Annotated in this window: 12 protein-coding genes; 7 read left to right on the top strand and 5 right to left on the bottom strand. The window is 76.3% G+C overall.

What is annotated here, in order from left to right; genetic code table 11:
- Window positions 1-219 precede the first annotated feature (219 nt).
- Window positions 220-471: a hypothetical protein gene (locus ACFYVJ_RS32465; protein ID WP_047015375.1), complete on the bottom strand. Its 252-nt coding sequence runs from the start codon at window positions 469-471 to the stop codon at window positions 220-222.
- A gap of 170 nt (window positions 472-641) precedes the next feature.
- On the opposite strand from ACFYVJ_RS32465, the gene ACFYVJ_RS32470 reads away from it, so the two are divergent.
- Both ACFYVJ_RS32470 and ACFYVJ_RS32475 read left to right on the top strand, forming a co-directional pair.
- Complete coding sequence (locus tag ACFYVJ_RS32470) at window positions 642-1388, top strand: uracil-DNA glycosylase (RefSeq protein WP_388899283.1); 747 nt, start codon at window positions 642-644, stop codon at window positions 1386-1388.
- Between the two features lie 87 nt (window positions 1389-1475).
- Window positions 1476-1868 carry an MmcQ/YjbR family DNA-binding protein gene (locus tag ACFYVJ_RS32475; RefSeq protein ID WP_388899285.1) on the top strand — a complete coding sequence of 131 codons (393 nt, stop codon included), beginning with the start codon at window positions 1476-1478 and terminating at the stop codon, window positions 1866-1868.
- Window positions 1869-1904: 36 nt separating this feature from the next.
- Here the strand turns inward: ACFYVJ_RS32475 and ACFYVJ_RS32480 are convergent, their stop codons facing one another.
- Both ACFYVJ_RS32480 and ACFYVJ_RS32485 read right to left on the bottom strand, forming a co-directional pair.
- Window positions 1905-3344, bottom strand: a complete 1440-nt coding sequence (locus tag ACFYVJ_RS32480; protein WP_388899288.1) for an FG-GAP-like repeat-containing protein — start codon at window positions 3342-3344, stop codon at window positions 1905-1907.
- Window positions 3345-3455: 111 nt separating this feature from the next.
- Window positions 3456-4283 (bottom strand): ABC transporter ATP-binding protein, encoded by an 828-nt coding sequence (locus ACFYVJ_RS32485; protein WP_388899291.1) that lies wholly within the window; start codon window positions 4281-4283, stop codon window positions 3456-3458.
- Between the two features lie 110 nt (window positions 4284-4393).
- On the opposite strand from ACFYVJ_RS32485, the gene ACFYVJ_RS32490 reads away from it, so the two are divergent.
- The gene (locus tag ACFYVJ_RS32490; protein WP_388899294.1) at window positions 4394-6076 is read left to right on the top strand and encodes an alpha/beta hydrolase; all 1683 of its coding nucleotides are present in this window, start codon (window positions 4394-4396) and stop codon (window positions 6074-6076) included.
- Window positions 6077-6128: 52 nt separating this feature from the next.
- Here the strand turns inward: ACFYVJ_RS32490 and ACFYVJ_RS32495 are convergent, their stop codons facing one another.
- Together ACFYVJ_RS32495 and glnII are read right to left on the bottom strand one after the other, a co-directional pair.
- Window positions 6129-8891: a hypothetical protein gene (locus tag ACFYVJ_RS32495; RefSeq protein ID WP_388899297.1), complete on the bottom strand. Its 2763-nt coding sequence runs from the start codon at window positions 8889-8891 to the stop codon at window positions 6129-6131.
- Window positions 8892-9052: 161 nt separating this feature from the next.
- The gene (gene glnII / locus ACFYVJ_RS32500) at window positions 9053-10072 is read right to left on the bottom strand and encodes a glutamine synthetase (RefSeq protein ID WP_388899299.1); all 1020 of its coding nucleotides are present in this window, start codon (window positions 10070-10072) and stop codon (window positions 9053-9055) included.
- A 307-nt stretch (window positions 10073-10379) separates the two neighbouring features.
- Between glnII and ACFYVJ_RS32505 the strand changes: the two genes are divergently transcribed.
- The 4 genes from ACFYVJ_RS32505 (at window position 10380) to ACFYVJ_RS32520 (ending at window position 18046) form a co-directional block, all read left to right on the top strand.
- Complete coding sequence (locus ACFYVJ_RS32505; protein ID WP_388899302.1) at window positions 10380-11672, top strand: sensor histidine kinase; 1293 nt, start codon at window positions 10380-10382, stop codon at window positions 11670-11672.
- Window positions 11636-12286 carry a LuxR C-terminal-related transcriptional regulator gene (locus ACFYVJ_RS32510; protein ID WP_388899305.1) on the top strand — a complete coding sequence of 217 codons (651 nt, stop codon included), beginning with the start codon at window positions 11636-11638 and terminating at the stop codon, window positions 12284-12286. Before ACFYVJ_RS32505 ends, ACFYVJ_RS32510 begins: the two co-directional genes overlap by 37 nt.
- Window positions 12287-12442: 156 nt before the next feature.
- Complete coding sequence (locus ACFYVJ_RS32515; RefSeq protein WP_388899308.1) at window positions 12443-15562, top strand: alpha-N-acetylglucosaminidase; 3120 nt, start codon at window positions 12443-12445, stop codon at window positions 15560-15562.
- Between the two features lie 66 nt (window positions 15563-15628).
- Window positions 15629-18046, top strand: a complete 2418-nt coding sequence (locus tag ACFYVJ_RS32520; protein ID WP_388899311.1) for a hypothetical protein — start codon at window positions 15629-15631, stop codon at window positions 18044-18046.
- Window positions 18047-18171: the final 125 nt, after the last annotated feature.

Here is an 18171-nt window from a genome sequence, read left to right on the forward strand (position 1 = left end):
ACCTCCAGTGTGGGCGGTGGACGGGACGCGGCGCAGCCGATTTTCCGGGGGCGGGGACGCGTGTGCGCGGGCGCGGGGCGTACGGCCCGAAGGCTTGCGCCTGCGGGCCGCGCCCCGCGCCCGATACGCGGTCGGGGCCGGGTCAGCGCGGAGTCAGCGGGAAGTCAGCGGGAACCGGCCGGAGTCGGCGCGGAATCAGGGCGGGTCGGGAGCGCGCGGTCAGATGAGCGGGAGCAGGCTGCGCACCAGCCGGCAGGTCGTCAGCGAGGGCGGGTGGACGCCGATGCGCTCGGCGGTGTGGCGTATCACCTCGTTGCGTGCGCGCTGCGGGGTGTAGACCCCGGTGTCGAGCAGGGCGATGGCGATGCGCATGGCCTTCAGCATGCGGTTGTGCGCGACATACCACTCACGCGGCATACCTGCCGGAAGCGGCTTCTTGGGCAGGGGTGTCGGGGCGTACGCCACTGGCATGGGCGACCTCCTCGGCCTCGTCTTGGCCCGTCTTCACTCCCTCTATTCTACCGCCTCCGACTGACAAACTCCCCTGGTCAAAGGTCATTTCGGGATACCAGTTCGAATGCACAGAGGTGTACTGGGGCCCCGTTCGGCACCGGCCGCCGCCTTGCGGCATGCTGGCACCGATGACCACCACAGAACCCCCGCTCCCCGCCGCCACCGCCCCCCGCACCCGTACCGTCGCCGAGCTGGACGGGCGGCTGTGCGAGTGCCGCGCCTGCCCGCGGCTCGTCGCCTGGCGCGAGGAGGTCGCGGCGACCAAGCGCAAGGCGTTCGCCGACTGGGACTACTGGGGCCGCCCCGTGCCCGGCTTCGGCCCCGCGGACGCCGCGATGCTGATCATCGGCCTCGCGCCGGCCGCCCACGGCGCCAACCGCACCGGGCGGATGTTCACCGGCGACCGCTCAGGCGACGTCCTGTACGCCGCCCTGCACGCCACCGGCCTCGCCAGCCAGCCCACCGCCACCCACCGCGGCGACGGCCTGACCCTGCGCGGCGTCCGCATCACGGCCCCCGTCCACTGCGCCCCGCCCGAGAACAAGCCGACGCCCACCGAACGCGACACCTGCCGCCCCTGGCTGGTCCGCGAGATCGAGCTGCTGCGCCCGACGCTGCGCTCCGCGGTGGTGCTCGGGTCGTTCGGCTGGCAGGCGGCGCTGCCGGTGCTGGCCGCGGCGGGCTGGGAAGTGCCGCGGCCGCGGCCGGCGTTCGGCCACGGGGCGCACACGACGCTGCGGCGGCCGGACGGGGGCGCGCCCCTGGAGCTGTACGGCTGCTACCACGTCAGCCAGCAGAACACCTTCACCGGGCGGCTGACGCCGGCGATGCTGCGGGAGGTGCTGGCGGCGGCGGGGACGTCGGCCGGGCTGTAGACGGGGGGCCGGCTCACAGGGAGGCACCGGGCCGGGGCGGGCGGGCGCTCGCCGTGCGGTGTCAGTGGGGGCTCCCATACTGGGCGCATGACACCTGACCAGCTTCGCGCCGCCTGCCTGGAGCCGAACGGGGCCGTCGAGGAGTGGCCCTTCGACCGGCACCAGGCGGTCTCCGTCTTCAAGGTCGGCGGCAAGATGTTCGCGCTGAGCGAGCTGGCCGCCACGCCGCTGTCGGTGAGCCTGAAGTGCGAGCCGGACCTGGCGGTGCAACTCCGCGCCACGCACCCGGAGATCGTCGGCGGGTACCACCTGAACAAGCGCCACTGGAACACCGTCCGCCTCGACGGCGCCGTGCCCGAGGAGCTGGTGCTGGAGATGATCGAGGACTCGTACGACCTGGTGGTGGCCAAACTCCCCCGCGCCCACCGCCTCACCCTGGACTGGCCGGGCGAACGCCACCGCCCGCCCCCGGGCGCGTAGCCGGGGGCGCGCACCGGGCGGCGGCGGGCCGCCGGGCTAGCGGGCGATCACCTCGCCGAAGCCCGGGAACTCGCGGCCGAACCCGGCGCGAGCGGCGGTGACGTTGTAGGAGCCGGTGGCCGTGATGCCGTCGGCGGTGCCCCGGGCGTGCCAGACGAAGCCCCCGGCGGCCCGCCACGGAGCGCCCACCGTCAGGTCGGCCCTGCCGTCGCGGTTGCGGTCGCCGAGCGCGACCTCGTCGCCGAACCCGTCGCCCGTCGCGGCAGTCCCCGGCACCCCCGCGGTGTTCCGGTGGAGCAGCCGGGCTCCGGCGCCGCTCAGCCCGTTCGCGGTGCCCCGCAGCAGCGTGACGGTCCCCGCGAACGACTTGCCGTCGAAGTCCTCGCCGGGTACGCCGATGGCCACCTCGGCGCGGCCGTCGGCGTCCGTGTCCGCGACCCCGACCGACGCGCCGAACTGGTCGTACGGCTCGCCGCCGCCCGGGACGCCCGCGGTGCCCTGGTGGATCCGCTGCGGCCGCTGCGTTTCGTCGATGCCGTCCGGGCCGCCGTACCAGACCTGGACCGTGCCGCCGACGGCCCACGGCTGCCCGCTGTTCCGCGGCTCGTCCGGGTATCCCGTCACCAGATCGCCGTAGCCGTCGCCGTCGACGTCCCCGACCTCGCCCGTCAGGCCGCCGGCGTCGGTGAGGCGGGTGCGGGTGTAGCCGTCGCCGGTCCAGTCGTCGACGTAGATGCGGCCGCCGGGGTTGCCGCTGATCAGACCGACGAACACGATGCGCTCGGCCTGCGGGTCGGCGTCCACGTTCCCGTAGGCGCCGCCGCGGGTGGTGCCGAACAGGGGGTCGCGCCGCTGGCTCTGCGGCCGTCCTTCACGGGTGAAGGGGCCCAGGAGGTGGAAGGCCGCGCAGCGGGCGGCCACGCTGATCTCGGGCGCGCCGTCGCCGTCGAAGTCGCCGGCATACAGGCCCTCGGCGAGGTTGCAGCCGGTGCCCGGGACGTTCGCCACCTTCACCGCGGCGCCGCCGCTCAGCCCCCGGGGCCCGCCCCAGAGCAGGGTCAGGGTGCCGCGGTCGACGTCCCCGCTCACGTTCTCGCGCGACGCGCCGACGAGCAGGTCGGCGTAGCCGTCGCGGTCGAAGTCGTCGACGGCCACGGTCTCGCCGAAGTAGTCGTCCTCCTCCGGCGAGCCGGGGACGCCGGCGGTGCCCTGGTGGTACACCGCGCGCCGGCTCGCGTCCGGGCCCGCCGCGGAGCCGTAGAGCACGGCCACGGCCCCGGCGTAGGACTTGCCGGACACGGTGGCCGCGGGGTTTCCGATCACCACGTCGCGGTAGCCGTCGCCGTCGAAGTCGCCCTTGAGCCCGCTCGGGGCCGCCGCGGCGGGTGGCGCGGCCACCGCCGTCAGGCCGCCGCCGGCGAGGGCGACGGCGGTGGCGAGCGCCACGAGGGCACGGCGGCGGGGCTGAGTGGTCACCTGGGGCCTCCCGGTCGGTGTCGGACGATGTCCGCGGTGTGGGGAAGACCAGCGTGGCGGGGTGAAGGTTGTACGGCCGTAAGGCAGTTGGGACGCGCGCTGGATGCCCGGCTACGGACGGGGGGAGCGGGCCTGCCAGCGGCCCCCGTGGTGATGGACCTCGATGGGGCGGCCGAAGCAGTGCGTCAGGTGGGCGCCCGTGAGCACCGCCGCCGCCGGGCCCGCCGCCGCCACGCGGCCGTCGCGCAGCAGCAGCGCGTGGCTCGTCGTGGGCGGCAGTTCCTCCAGGTGGTGGGTGACCATGACGGTGGCCAGGGCCGGGCGGGTCCCGGCGAGGCGTTGCAGGGCGTCGACCAGGTCCTCGCGGGAGGGCAGGTCGAGCGCGTTGAACGGCTCGTCGAGCAGCAGCAGCCCCGGGTCCGCCATCAGCGCGCGGGCGATGAGCAGCCGGGCGCGCTGGCCGCCGGAGCAGACGCCGTACGGGCGGTCGGCCAGCTCCTTGCAGTCCAGCTCCGCCAGCAGTTCGTCCGCGCGCTCGCGGACGGCCGCGTCGTACGTGCGCCACAGCGGCTGCACGGTGCCGCTGTGACCGGTGAGTACCACGGTGTGCCCGGGGGCGTCCTGCGGCACCTTCTGCGCCGCCGAGACCAGGCCGATCGCGGCGCGCAACTCCCGCATGTCGACCCGCCCGATGCGGTGGCCGAGGACGTCCACGGTGCCGGTCGTCGGGTGCGTCAGCGCGCCGAGCAGCCGCAGCACGGTGGTCTTGCCCGCGCCGTTGGGGCCGAGCAGCGCCCAGTGGTCCCCGGCCCGTACGGTCCAGTCGACGTCGTCGAGGATGACCTGCCCGGTGGTGTGGCGGCGGATGCCGACGGCATCGAGCGCGGCGACGACGCGCGGGGCGCCGCGGTGGTCGTGATCAGCCATGCGGGCCAGCATCGCAGCCGCCGGGCCCGCGGCGCGTCCCCTTTTGCCCGGCGCCGCGGCGGGGTGCCCGGCGGTCCGCGCCGCGGGTGCGGAGGTACGGGGCCGCCCGTAGCGTGTGCCCTATGGGAGCGAAATACCACATATCGCCCGCCGGCCGCCGACGTTCCGCGTCCCGCCGCGCCGCCCTCGTCGTCGCGGTCCTGCCGGTCGCCGGCGCCCTCGCGCTGACCGCCGCGAGCCCGGCCGGCGCCCCCGCGAAGCGACCCGCCGCCGACGGCGACGGGTCGCTCGCCTCGTACTACGACCAGTCCGTGGACTGGACCGACTGCGGCCGCAAGGTCGCGGAGGCGGCGAAGGAGTCCGGCCGCAAGCCCCCCGGCTACCTCAAACGGCTGCAGTGCAGCCGCATGCGGGTCCCGCGCGACTACGCGGCCACCGACCGCGGCAACCTGCGCCTCGCCGTCGCCCGCCTGCCCGCGACCGGCGCCAAGGGCGACCGGATCGGCTCCCTCGTGCTCAACTTCGGCGGCCCGGGCGAGTCGGGCGTCGAGGGCCTCGCCGGCCTCGGCGCGAAGTTCACGAAGCTCAACGAGCGCTACGACATCGTCGCCCCCGACCCGCGCGGCGTCGGCGACAGCACCCCTCCCGTCCAGTGCGCGAACCCGTCCGCGCGGCAGGCCAAGAGCCTGGACCGCTCCCCCGACGAGCGCACGGAGATCGACAAGCTCGCCGCGTTCCGCGAACTCCAGGGCAAGCTGTGCGAGGAGGACTCCGGAAAGCTCCTGCCCTGGGTCGGCACCGTCGACTCCGCCCGCGACCTCGACGTGCTGCGGGGGGTGCTGGGCGAGGACAAGCTCACGTACATGGGCTTCTCCTACGGCACCAAGCTGGGCGCCAACTACCTGCACCTCTTCCCGCGCAAGACGGGCCGGGTCGTCCTCGACGGCGTCGAGAACCCGATGAAGAACAGCGAGCAGACCTACCTCGCCAACGCGCACGCCTTCCAGCGCGCGCTGGACGACTTCACGAAGGACTGCACGAAGCGCGGGGCGTCAGACTGCCCGCTGGGCGGCGACACGGCGAAGGCGAAGAAGGAGACGCGGCAGTTGTTCAACCTGCTCGACAAGCGGGAGATCGACACCGCGGCGGGGGAGCTGGACCAGTCGACGTTCGTCGACGCGCTGAAGAACGCGATGTACTCGGAGAAGATGTGGCCGGACCTGCGGCACGCGCTGAGCGCGCTCGGTGACGGCAACGGGGCGCCGATGGTCCGCCTGGCGGGCGGCAGCGGCGGTGCGGCCGTACGGGGCGCGGGAGTGCCGGGTGCGGGAGTGCCGGGTGCGGGGCCGCTGCCGGGTGCAGGGGTGTCCGTCATGGCCGCCGAGGGCAACCCGGACGCTGCCTTCACCGCCGTCACCTGCCGCGACACCAGCGACCGCTACACCGCGGCGGACGTCGAGCAGGCCAAGGGCGAGTTCACCAAGGCGTCCCCGATCTTCGGCACGTTCATGGCCGGCCAGATGCTGACCTGCACGGGCTGGCCCGTACCGGGTGACAACGAATCACGCCAGGTACGCGCCACGAAGGCCCCCGCCGCGCTGCTGGTCGCCACCACCGGCGACCCCGCGACCCCGTACAAGGGCGGGGCGGACATGGCGAAGGAACTCGACAACGACTCCGTGGTGCTGACCTTCGAGAGCGTCGGGCACACCGGCTACATCACCGGGGACGCGTGCGTCGACGGGAACGTCAACGACTTCCTGCTCGACGGCAAGCGCCCGAAGAAGGGCACGCGCTGCGACTGACGGCGGCCGCTCGGGGGGCGGGTCTCGGGGGCCGGGGCCCGGGGCTCGGTGCTCAGGGCGTCTCGGAGTTGAGGCGCTGTACGGCACCGACGGCGTCGCCGAGGGTCATGTGGTTCACGGCGATGATGGTGGGCATCCGGCCGCGCAGCAGCGCGCACGTCCTGGCGCGGTGGACGATGGCGTCGGCGTTGTTGACGGCGGCGGCCTCGGCCCGGGGGGCGCCCATCCCGTGGGTGACGAAGTGGTTGAGGAGGAAGAGCCTCTTGCGGGGGTCGCTGCCGCCGCGGTGGGGCGCGCAGCTCATGTCGCCTGGTTCGCGGGCGCGGTACGGGGTCTCGACGGCGTACTCGTAGAAGTTGCGGTACCAGGGCGCGGGCCCGTCGGCCTCCTCGGCGAAGACCACGAGCCGCCGCCCGGAGTCAGCCATCTCGCCGAGAGTCGGCCAGGGCGCGGCGGGATCGGGGGCGGGGCTGTGCAGATACGGCCCGAGGCCGGCGGCGCGGAAGGCGCGGGCGGTGTCGCGGGGGGTGATGGCGTCCTGGAGGATCAGGGTCACCACGTCCCGGGGGTGCTCCTCCAGCCAGTCGCGCAGCTCGCGCAGTTGCGCGGTGAGGGGCGTGGCACCCATCCGGCACGGACCGTGGCACAGCCAGGTGCCGGGTCGCGGGCGCACGACCGAGTCCACGGCCCGTACGAGGGTCGCCCGGGCGGGGGCATCGAGTCCCCCGGTGCCGGCGGGCGGCACGAGCCGTTCGGCGGTCTCCCAGTAGTGGGTGTCGAGGAGGAGGGCGCGGGCACCGCGGTCGAGTTGCCCGGTGAGGGAGACGTCCTGGTGCGCGCCGAGGAACCCGTCGGGCACGGTGGCCATGGCGTTGTGCGCCCCGACCTGCACGACCTGGTCGTACGGCCGGCCGCAGAGGGCGACGTCACCGTTGCAGGCGAGCGAATCCCCGGACGGCACCCCGACGAGCATCCACACCTGGGCGAGCGCGGCGAACCCGGCGACCCCGAGCCCGAGCCCCCGCGCCCAGCGGGCGCGGAGGGTGGCCGGCGGGGGTGGGGCGGGGCCGGAGGGCGGCGGGGTGGCGCCGGCGCCCGGGTGGCGGGGCGTCCTGGGCGCGGCGGTGGCCGTACGGCTCGGCGGGGGCGGTGTCGCGGAGCGCTGCGGGTCGGCGGCCGTCTCGCAGTCGGCTGGGGTTGGCGCGGGGGTGCCGGGGGCGCGGTGCGCGTTCGCCCGTACGACACCGGCGGCAGCCGCCGGCGAGCCCGCGGTGCGGGTCAGAGTGCGGTGGAGGGCCTTGCGGGCCGTCTCGGAGGTGGTGAGGGCCGCGGCGGTGAGGGTCAGGGTGAGCAGGGCCCCCGCCCACGCCAGGGCCGCCTCGCGGTAGAGGCCCGCCACCACGTCCGCGAGCAGCGCCGCCACGCTCGGCGGCAGCCCGTCCGGCACCAGCCCCGCCGACGCCGGCAGCGCCGCCCACACCGCCGCCCCCGCGGCGGCGGTCAGCACCGCGGCACCCGCGCACGCCGCCGCGGCCGTACGCGCCCGGAGTCGCCCGCCACGCGCCGCCGCGCGCAGCGCCAGCACCCCGGCCCCGGCCGCCGCGGCGGCCACCCCCGCGACGGCCCACCACGACGCGGACGCGGCCAGCACGGTCCGTACCACCACGCCCCGCTCAGGGCCCCACCCCGGCAGTTCCGACGCGGCCCCGGACGCCGGATCCGTACCGCCCCCGGCCCGGTCCTCCACCACCAACGGCACCCGCCCCTCCCCCACCGCCGGGGCCACCCCGCCGGCACCGACGGGCGCTCCCCGCCCGTCCCCCGGGGCACCCCCCGACGCCACGAGCGGCGGACGCGCCCCCGCGGCGTACGGCCCACGCCGCTTCGTGCCCGGCCCCACCGATGCCCCGGAACCCGGAGCCCCGGCTGCGGGCGGGCGCACCTCCGCGCCACCCCCCGGCGCCACCGGCCCCGGGTCCGCCCGGCCCACCGGCGGCGGCCGCACCCCCGCCTCCTGCCCGCCCACCATCAGCGGCTCGCGTGGCTCCCCTCCGCGACCCGCCGTCCCGGCGCCCGTCGCGCCGCCTCTCCCCGTCACCGGCCACAGGCCCGGCCGCCCCACCGCGTCCCCCCGCTCCACCAGCGGCGGCCGCGCCTCCGAAACCGGCCCCCGGTCCACCGCACCCGCCCTCCGTGCAGGCGGTGCTTCGGCTCCCGGCAGGACCTCGTCCAGCGCCGTCATGATGCGGCGTGCCGTGCTCGGCGGCCATGTGTCGTGGACGAACGCGGCCACCGCTTCCCGCAGCGCCGACGTCGGGGTCGGCGACTGGTGGCCGGGGGTGACGTACTCGCGGAGGCGGGTGATGAGGTGGGTGAGGCCGCGGGCCGCGGCCGGGTCCGCGTCCTCGCGCAGCGCGCGCAGTTGGTCGCTGCCCGCCTCCGTCGCGCTCTCCGTGACCGGCCCGCGCCAGTCGTTGCCGGCCGCCGCCCTGCCGGTGCCCGTCAGCGCCGCGACCAGGGCCCGCGCCTGCCGGTCCGCCGCCTGCTCCAGCGCGGGGCGCGGGACCAGCAGCGGCAGGTTGTCGACCACCGCGTCGCTGCGCAGCGGGATGCCGAGCGCACCCGTGCGCAGCGCCTGGCGGACGGCGGGGTCGGGCAGCACTTCGTCGTAGACGCGCTGGTAGCCGTCGGCCTCCCGGACCGCGCCCGTGTAGTACGCCGGGTCGGCCACGGTGTACCGGCACAGCAGCAGCACCGTCAGCGCGCTCAGCAGGGCGGCGGCGACCGCCGTCCAGACCCGCCGCGCCCCTGACATGCATTCAGCGTCGGCATCTCCCCGGCCCCAGGCCAGCGCGACGCGGCCGATAGGGCGAGCGAAAGAGCCGGTTGCACCAACCCGCGGAGCGGCACGGGTGGTGTCCGGTCACGTTCCCCGAACGCCGGGAACCCGGCCCCGTACGACCCCGCGGCCCGGGCTCAGTCCAGGCCCGCCTTCTCCAGCGCCGCGCAGCACGTGTCCACCATCAGCCGCGTCACCACGTACGGGTCGACGTTCGCGTTCGGCCGCCGGTCCTCGATGTACCCCTTGCCGTCCTTCTCCACCTGCCACGGGATCCGCACCGACGCCCCGCGGTCCGACACCCCGTACGAGTACTCGTCCCACGGCGCCGTCTCGTGCGCCCCGGTCAGCCGGGTCTCCACGCCCGCGCCGTACGCGCGCACGTGCGTCAGCGGCTTGTCGCCCTCGCCCAGCGCCTCGCAGGCGGCGACGATCGCCTCGTAGCCCTCGCGCATCCGCCGGGTGGAGAAGTTGGTGTGCGCGCCCGCGCCGTTCCAGTCGCCCTTCGCCGGCTTGGGGTCGAGGGTGGCGGAGACGCCGAAGTCCTCGGCCGTGCGGTAGAGCAGCCAGCGCGCGACCCAGAGCTGGTCCGCGACCTCCAGCGGGCCGAGCGGCCCGACCTGGAACTCCCACTGGCCCGGCATGACCTCGGCGTTGATGCCGGAGAGGCCGAGGCCCGCCTTGAGGCAGTTGTCGAGGTGGGCCTCGACGACCTCGCGGCCGAAGATCTCGTCGGCGCCGACGCCGCAGTAGTAGCCGCCCTGCGGGGCCGGGAAGCCGTTCTCGGGGAAGCCGAGAGGACGGGAGCCGCGGAAGAAGGTGTACTCCTGCTCGATGCCGAAGACCGGCTCCTGGGCGGCGAAGCGCTCGGCGGCCTCGCGCAGCTCGGCGCGGGTGTTGGAGGCGTGCGGGCTGAGGTCGGTGTCGAGGACCTCGCAGAGTACGAGCACGTCGGCACCGCCGCGCAGCGGGTCGGGGCAGGTGAAGACGGGCTTGAGGACGCGGTCGGAGGAGTTGCCCTCGGCCTGGTTGGTGCTGGACCCGTCGAAGCCCCACAGGGGCGGCTCGGCGCCCGTCTCCACGATCTTGGTCTTCGAGCGCAGCCTGGCGGTGGGCAGGGTGCCGTCGATCCAGATGTACTCGGCCTTGTAGCTCACGGTCGCCGTCCTTCGTTCGTACAGGTGCGGTGCGGGGCGGCGGGCGGCACGCACGCCCACCGTGGGCAGCGTCGCAAGCCGCGGTTTCCCGTCCGTTGCCCGGATGTAAACCCGGTGTGTCCCTTCGTCCCGTACGGCGTGGTGGTGCTAGCTACACCCCGGCCCGGGGGTACGGCCCCGTGCCCCCGTCCGGGCCGCGCGGCAGACTGTGACGTGCGGCCGGAGAAGCGGGCCGCGCGAGCCGGGACCCGCGCAGGAACGGGCGCGGGAGCGGCAGGGAGCGGCGGGAACAGAGGGGAACACGGAGATGATCTTCCGGAACTGGGCGCTGGCCGGGGTGCGGGCGCTGGCGCTGACGGTGCTGTGCACCGCGGCCTCGATCACGCTCTTCGTGCTGACCCTCGTCTCCGTCGTGCTCATCCCCGTGCTCGGCATCGGCCTGGTCACCACGCCCTGGGTGCTGGAGGGCGTGCGGATGCAGGCCAACCTGCGCCGGCTGCTCGCCGCGCAGTGGTCGGACGTGCGCATCCCCGCCACGTACCGCCCCTGGCCGCCGAACCTGCACGGCGGGCTCTTCGGCCAGGCGCAGCGCACCCGCCACATGCTGACCGACCCGGCGACCTGGCGCGATCTGCGCTGGCTGTTCACCGACATGATCGCGGGCACGGTCCTCGCCGTCGTCACGGTCGCGGTGACCTTCTACCCGCTGGAGGGGTACGTGCTCGCCGCCGGCGTCTGGGACCCGATCACCAGCGGCGGCGCCCACACCTACTGGTACGGCTTCGTGCCGGTGTCCTCGCAGAGCACCGCGCTCATGGCCGCCGGGCTCGGCACCGCGCTGTTCGCCGTCGGCCTCTTCGCCAGCCACCGCCTGCTGGGCCTGCACTTCCAGATGACCAAGGGCGTGCTGGCGCCGCGCGAGGTCGAGCTGGCCGAGCGGGTCGCGCGGCTGACCGAGACCCGCTCGGACGCCGTCGACAACTCCGCCGCCGAGCTGCGCCGCATCGAGCGCGACCTGCACGACGGCGCGCAGGCCCGGCTGGTCGCGATGGGCATGAGCCTGGGCACCATCGAGGCGCTGATCGAGAAGGACCCGGCCAAGGCGAAGGAGCTGGTGTCGCGGGCGCGCGGCGAGTCCGCCGAGGCGCTGACGGAGCTGCGGGACCTGGTACGGGGCATCCACCCGCCGGTGCTGGCCGAGCGCGGCCTCGCGGACGCGGTGCGGGCGCTGGCGCTGCGCATGCCGGTGCCGGTCGAGGTGGACATCGACCTGGGTACGCCGCCGGGGCGGGCGGCGGAGCCGGTGGAGTCGGCGGCGTACTTCGCGGTGAGCGAGGTGCTGACGAACGCGGTCAAGCACGCGGAGGCGCAGCGCGTGTGGCTGGACATGGGGCACCGCGACGGCATGCTGCGGATCGCGATCACGGACGACGGCCGCGGCGGCGCGTCGCTGGACAAGGGCTCCGGGCTGGCCGGGGTGGAGCGCAGGCTCGGTACATTCGACGGCGTACTGGCCGTCAACAGCCCGGTCGGCGGCCCCACGATGGTGACCCTGGAGATTCCGTGCGCGCTGTCATCGCCGAAGACCTCTTCCTTCTGAGGGACGGTCTCGTCCGCATGCTCGAAGCGTATGACTTCGAGATCCTGGCCGCGGTGGACAACGGCCCCGAACTGGCGCGGGCGCTGGACGAGCTGGAGCCGGACGTCGCGGTGGTCGACGTCCGGCTGCCGCCGTCGTTCTCGGACGAGGGCCTGCAGTGCGCGCTGCAGGCCCGGGCGAAGCGGCCGGGGCTGCCGGTGCTGGTGCTCTCGCAGCACGTGGAGCAGTTGTACGCGCGCGAGCTGCTGGCGGACGAGCGCGGCGGCGTGGGGTACCTGCTCAAGGACCGGGTGTTCGACGCGGACCAGTTCATCGACGCGGTACGGCGGGTGGCGGCCGGCGGTACGGCGATGGACCCGCAGGTCATCTCGCAGTTGCTGAGCCGGCGGGCGGCACAGGACCAGCCGGTGAACACGCTGACGCCGCGGGAGCGCGAGGTGATGGAGCTGATGGCGCAGGGCCGGTCCAACGCGGCGATCGCGGAGAAGCTGGTGGTCACCGAGCGGGCGGTGGCCAAGCACACGTCGAACATCTTCGGCAAGCTGGGGCTGCCGCCGTCGGACGACGACAACCGCCGGGTGCTGGCGGTGCTGGCGTACCTGGACCGCGGCTGACGGAGCCGGGGCGGGCCGCGCGCGGGTCTGCACGCGGGTCTGCAGGCTCCCGTACGGGCCCCGAAGACAGCGCTTGCGGTGCCGGCCCGTACGCGGTCGCTTTTCGCCCGTTTCCCTCCGTTGCCCCCTCGCCCCGCGCGTGGCTACGGTCCGCTGATGACGGACATGACGCGACGCACGATCCTGGGCACGGCCGGCGCGCTCGGCGCCGGCGCGGCACTCGTCGGCGGGCAGGCGCAGGCCCGTAGCGTGACGGCCGGAGGCGGCACGGCGGCGGCCGCGGGCAGGGGGTTCGAGGTGGCGGCGGCCCGGGAGGCGCTGGAGCGGCTGCTGCCCGACCACGCCGGGCAGTTCGCGCTCACCGCGCTCGACGGCGAGGAGCGGTTCACCGTACGCGGCCGGACCGGCCGGATCGAAGTCGGCGGCACCAGCCCCGCGGTGCTCCTCACCGGCGTGCACTGGTACCTGAAGTACACCTGCCGCGCCGTCGTCTCCTGGTCCGGCAGCCAGACCCGGCTCCCCCGCCGCCTGCCCGCGCCCGCGGCGCCCGTGGAGCGCCGCGCCACCGTCCCGGCCCGGTTCGCGCTCAACGACACGCACGACGGCTACACCGGCCCGTACCACGACTGGGCGCGCTGGGAGCGGTTCGTCGACGTGCTCGCCCTGCACGGCTGCAACCAGGTGCTCGTCACCCCCGGCACCGAGGCCGTCTACCACCGGCTGCTCCAGGACTTCGGCTACTCCGACGCCGAGGCCCGCGCCTGGCTGCCCGCGCCCAGCCACCAGCCGTGGTGGCTGCTGCAGAACATGAGCGACTACGGCGGCCCCGTCTCCCCCGCGCTGCTCGCCGAGCGCACCGAACTCGGCCGCCGCGTCACCGCCCGCATGCGCGAGCTGGGCATCTCCCCCGTCCTGCCCGGCTACTTCGGCACCGTCCCCGGCGGCTTCGCCGACCGCAACCCCGGCGCCCGCACCGTCCCCCAGGGCACCTGGGCGGGCCTGCCCCGCCCGGACTGGCTGGACCCGCGCACCGACGTCTTCCGCGACGTCGCCGCCGCGTTCTACCGCCACCAGGAAGACCTCTTCGGGCCCGTGGGGCACCTGAAGATGGACCTGCTGCACGAGGGCGGCGACCCCGGCGACGTCCCCGTGCCGGAGGCCGCGCGCGCCGTCGAGACCGCGCTGCAGACCGCCCGCCCCGGCGCGACGTGGGTCATCCTCGGCTGGCAGGAGAACCCGCGGCGCGAACTCCTCGAAGGACTCGCCCACCCCGACCGGATGCTCGTCGTCGACGGCCTGTCCGACCTGGAGCGGGTCACCGACCGCGAGGCGGACTGGGGCGGCGTGCCGTACGCCTTCGGCACCATCCCCAACTTCGGCGGCCGCACCACGATCGGCGCCAAGACCCACATGTGGGCGGAGCGCTTCGCCGCCTGGCGGGACAAGCCGGGCAGCGCGTGCGTCGGCACCGCGTACATGCCGGAGGCCGCCGAGCGCGACCCGGCGGCGCTGGAGCTCTTCAGCGAACTGGCGTGGCGGGACGAGCCGGTGGACCGGAAGGAGTGGTTCGACGCGTACGCGGCCGTGCGCTACGGGGGCGCGGACCCGGCGGCGCGCGCGGCGTTCGCGGCGCTGCGCGAGACGGCGTACGCGATCTCCAGTGCCGACGGCCGCCCGCACGACTCGGTCTTCGCCGCCCGCCCGTCGCTGGACGCCCGCTCCGGCGCGTACTACGCGACCAAGACGCCGGCCTTCGACCTCGCCGAGTTCGACAAGGCGTTCGGCGCGCTGCTGGGCGTCGCCCCGGCGCTGCGCGCCTCCGACGCGTACCGGCACGACCTGGTCGACCTCGCCCGGCAGGCGCTCGCGAGCCGGTCGCGGGTGCTGCTGCCGCAGCTCAAGGCGGCGTACGAGCGGGGGGACGCAGAGGGAGCGGCCACCTTCCGCACGCTGTCCGACCTGTGGCTGAAGCTGATGGCGCTCAGCGACGAGACCACCGGCGCGCACCGCGCGTTCCTCCTCGGCCCGTGGCTCGCCGACGCCCGCCGGATGGCCGCGGACGACGCGGAGGCCGCGCTGCTGGAGCGCACCGCGCGGGTCCTCGTCACCACCTGGGCCGACCGCCCCACCGCCGACGGCGGGCACCTCGCGGACTACGCGAACCGCGACTGGTCCGGGCTGATCCGCGACTTCCACGCGCCGCGCTGGCGCGCCTACTTGGAGGAACTCCAGGACGCGCTGGCGGCGGGCCGCGAGCCGGAGCCCTTCGACTGGTACGCGGTCGAGGACCCCTGGACGCGGCAGCGCAACCGCTACCCCGAGCGCCCCTCCGGCAACGCGCACACCCTCGCGCGCCGCGTCCACGAGGTGCTGGCCACGGCCCCGTACCAGGGCTTCGTGACGGCCGTGGCGGATCCGCCCGCGCTCGCGCCGGGCGGGACGGGGCGGCTGACCGCCGGGTTCCGCAACATGTGCGGGCTGGCCGCCACGGGCGCCGTGGAGCTGGAGCTGACGGGCCTGGACGCCGCGCCGCCGGGGGCGGTCTCCCTGCCGGCGGTGCCGGCGGCGGGCCGGGCGGAGCACGCGTGGGAGGTACGTGCGCCCGCCGGGCCGCCCGCGAAGCCGCTGACGCCGCTGGCGTACGAGGTGCGCACGGCGTACGGGATGGCCGGACAGGACCCGGTGACGGTGCACACCCCGGGCACGCTGTTCGTCGCCGGGCCGCTGGACGACAGCGTCGCCACGGTCACCACGAACGCCGCCGTCTTCGGGCAGCTCGGCGACCGCTGGGCGGTCGACGGGGGCGGGGCGGACATGTGGAAGGCGACGGCGGAGTTCGGCGCGGTCTTCCGGCCGGGGTCGCTGGCCTCCGGCGGCACGGTGACGCTGACGGTCGACGCGCAGGCGCCGACGGGTCCGTGGGCGCGGGCGGGCATCGTCGCCCGCAACGACCTGCGGACGGCGGGCGCGGCCGGGTTCCTCAACCTGGCGGTGACGCCGGCGAACGGCGTGGTGCTGTCGTACGACTCGAACGGCGACGGCACGCTGGACACGTACCGCCGGATCACGGGCGTCACGGCACCGGTCACGCTGCGGCTGACGCGGGCGGGAGACACGTTCACCGGCGCGTGCTCGACGGACGCCGGCGCGACATGGCGGACCGTGGCGACGGTGACGGTGCCGGGGACGGCGGGGACACAGGACGCGGGGCTGTTCATGTCGGCCGCGGCGGGCGTGCGGGGGACCGTGGAGTTCGGCGGGTGGACGAACGGGTGAGGGGCGGCGGCCGGGCCGGGCGCCGCGGCGGAGTGACCATCTGAGGATTCACTCGTTCAACCCAGCGTGGATCAGCAGGCCGTCACCGCCCGGGGCGCCGCGAAGCCGCCACCGCCCGCGGACACCGTCCCCCCGCCCGTCGACGTCGAGCAGGCCGAGGCCGCCGTCGTCGAGCACTACGCGCATCTGACGCGGCTGGCGTATCTGCTGCTGCCCGCGGAGGAGGACCGCGGCAGGCGGGTGCTGGCGGCGCACGGCCTGGTGCAGCGCTCACTGCCGCGGGGACGTACGGCGCCGGGGGCACCGGGTTGCGGGGCGCACGGCGGGGCGCCGGCCGACGGGGTACGTGACGGGGTGCCGCCGGGCGCCGTGCCGGGGCAGCGGGCGGACGGGAGCGCCGGGGGCGGCGGTGCGGCCCGGGTCACCGGGCCCGCGGGCGGTGCGCCTGCGGCCGAGGTGCGGTTCGGCCCCGCTGCGCCCTGGCGGAACGACGGGGACGCCGGGGCCGGCTACGCCTACGTGCGGCTCCGGATCGTACGGGCCGCGCTCGCCGCCGGGCGCCCCCGCGGCCGGCTCCGGCTGCCGCGCCCCGCGGGGCTGCCGAGCCCGCTGCCCCGGCTCTGGGGGCTGCGCCTCCACCCGCGCCCGGGCGGCTCCGACGAACTGGCCCTCGACCGCGCCCTCGCGGCGCTCCCCGCCCCGGCCCGCGCCGCGTACGTGCTGCGCGGCCTCGAAGCGCTGCCCGACCCCGCCGTGCGCCGGCTCCTCGCGGCGGCCGGTGCCGAGGACCCCGGGGCCGCGCTCGCCGCCGCCGACCGCGTGGCGGAGCCGCCGGGCAGCGCGGAGCGGCGGCTGCTGCTCTCCCCCGAGTTCGACCCCTGTGCGCTGCAGGCCCGCCCCACCGACCTGCTACGGCGCCGCCAGCACACCCGCGCCGCGCTCGCCGCGGCCGCGGCCCTCGCCGCCGTCGTCGCCCTGCTCGGCGTCCCCGGCGCCGGGGGCGGCGGGGACGGCGCGGCGGCGGCCCCGTACGCCCGCAACGCCTTCGCGGAACAGGCCCTCGACCCGGCGCAGCTCACCGTCGCGGGCCGCGACGACTGGCAAAGCGCCGCGCGCGCCGACTTCGCCGCCTGGCCGGCCCGCGGCGCCCGTACCCGCGACGCCGCGCTGCTGCGCAGGGCGCTGGCCGTCTGGGCCCGTCCCGGCGAGTCCGTACGGCTCTCCGCGACGCCCGGCACCGCCGCCGGGCCGCCCGCGGGACCGCCGCGGCTGCTGTACGCGGGGGACGTCGACCGGGCGACCGTCGTCCTCTTCCACGACGGCCTGCGGCTGGTGCGGTACGCGGAGGTGCGGGGCGAACCGGGCGCCGCGGTGCTGGACTTCGCCCGCGCCGACGCGGCGGACGCGGCGAGCGCGCTGGCCGTCGTCGTCGGCCGCAGGAACGGCAAGGTCCGCTATCTGACCGCGCCGTGGGTCTCCGGGGTCTCGCTGCGCGAGCTGCTGGACCCGGCGGCGGAGGCGCGGCGGGTCGGCCGCGACACGGACGGCGTAACCGCCCCCGTCCCCAGCCCCCCGCTCCCCACCACCGCCCCCGCGGAGGACGGCACCCCCCGGCCGGGCGAGGACCCGGCCGCGGGCGAGACCGCGGACCCGGCGCAGCCGGACGGGGGTCCGACCGGGATGGGAGCGCCCGGGGCGAGGACAGCCGACCCGGAGGACGCGGGCGCGGACACCCCGGCACCGAACACCCCGGCCCCCGGCGACCCGGTACCGGACACCACGGCGACGACCGACACACCCGCCGCGGAACCCACCGATCCCCCCGGCAACGGCCCCTCCCCCGCCACCGAGCAGCCCTGCACCACCTGGCCCGCCCTGGAGCTGCGCACCCGCCCCTCCGCGGGCGCCGGCGCACCCGCCCAGCTCACCACCGACCTCGGCGAGCTGGTGCCGGCCAGGCTGACGTACGGCCCGCCGGCCGCCGCCACGGACGTCGCGGGCGCCGCGGCCCGCGACCGCTGGGCCCGTACCGCGTGCCACCTCGCCGCGCTCCGCGCCCACGGCGTACGGTCCGTGAACTCCTGGACGTTCGCCGGCCAGCCGCTGCCCGAGGCGGGCGGCACCGCGGCCTGGGTGTGCACCCGCGCCGACACCTGGCGCGGCACCGGCGGGGTGGCCCTGGCGCAGTTCCAGCCGCCGGCGGCCGACGCGCCGCGGCAGGGCGCGGTGGCCGCCCGGGCGCGGGACACGACGGCGTGCGGCGTACGGGCGCCGCACGCGCTGGCGGGCGTGCTGTGGAAGGCGCGCTCGGGCAGGTGGTACGTGCTGGCAGCGGGCAGCCGGGACGTCACGTCGGTCACCGCCTCGGGCGGCGTGAGCGGCGCGGCGGAGGGCCGCTTCCTGGCCACGGCGGCGGACCACGGCGCCCGCGCCACCCTCACCGCAACCCTCCCCGACGGCACCACCCTCCGCCCCCCGTCGTAGCGGCCCACCGCCGCCGACGCGGCGGGCGGAGCACGGCGCACCCGCCCCGTACGCACCACCCCCCGCCACCCGGCAACCCCGCACCCTGGCCACGCCACCCCGCACCCACCCCGCCGCGACCGGCG

This window comes from Streptomyces sp. NPDC004134 (assembly GCF_042874195.1).
Classification (GTDB): domain Bacteria; phylum Actinomycetota; class Actinomycetes; order Streptomycetales; family Streptomycetaceae; genus Streptomyces.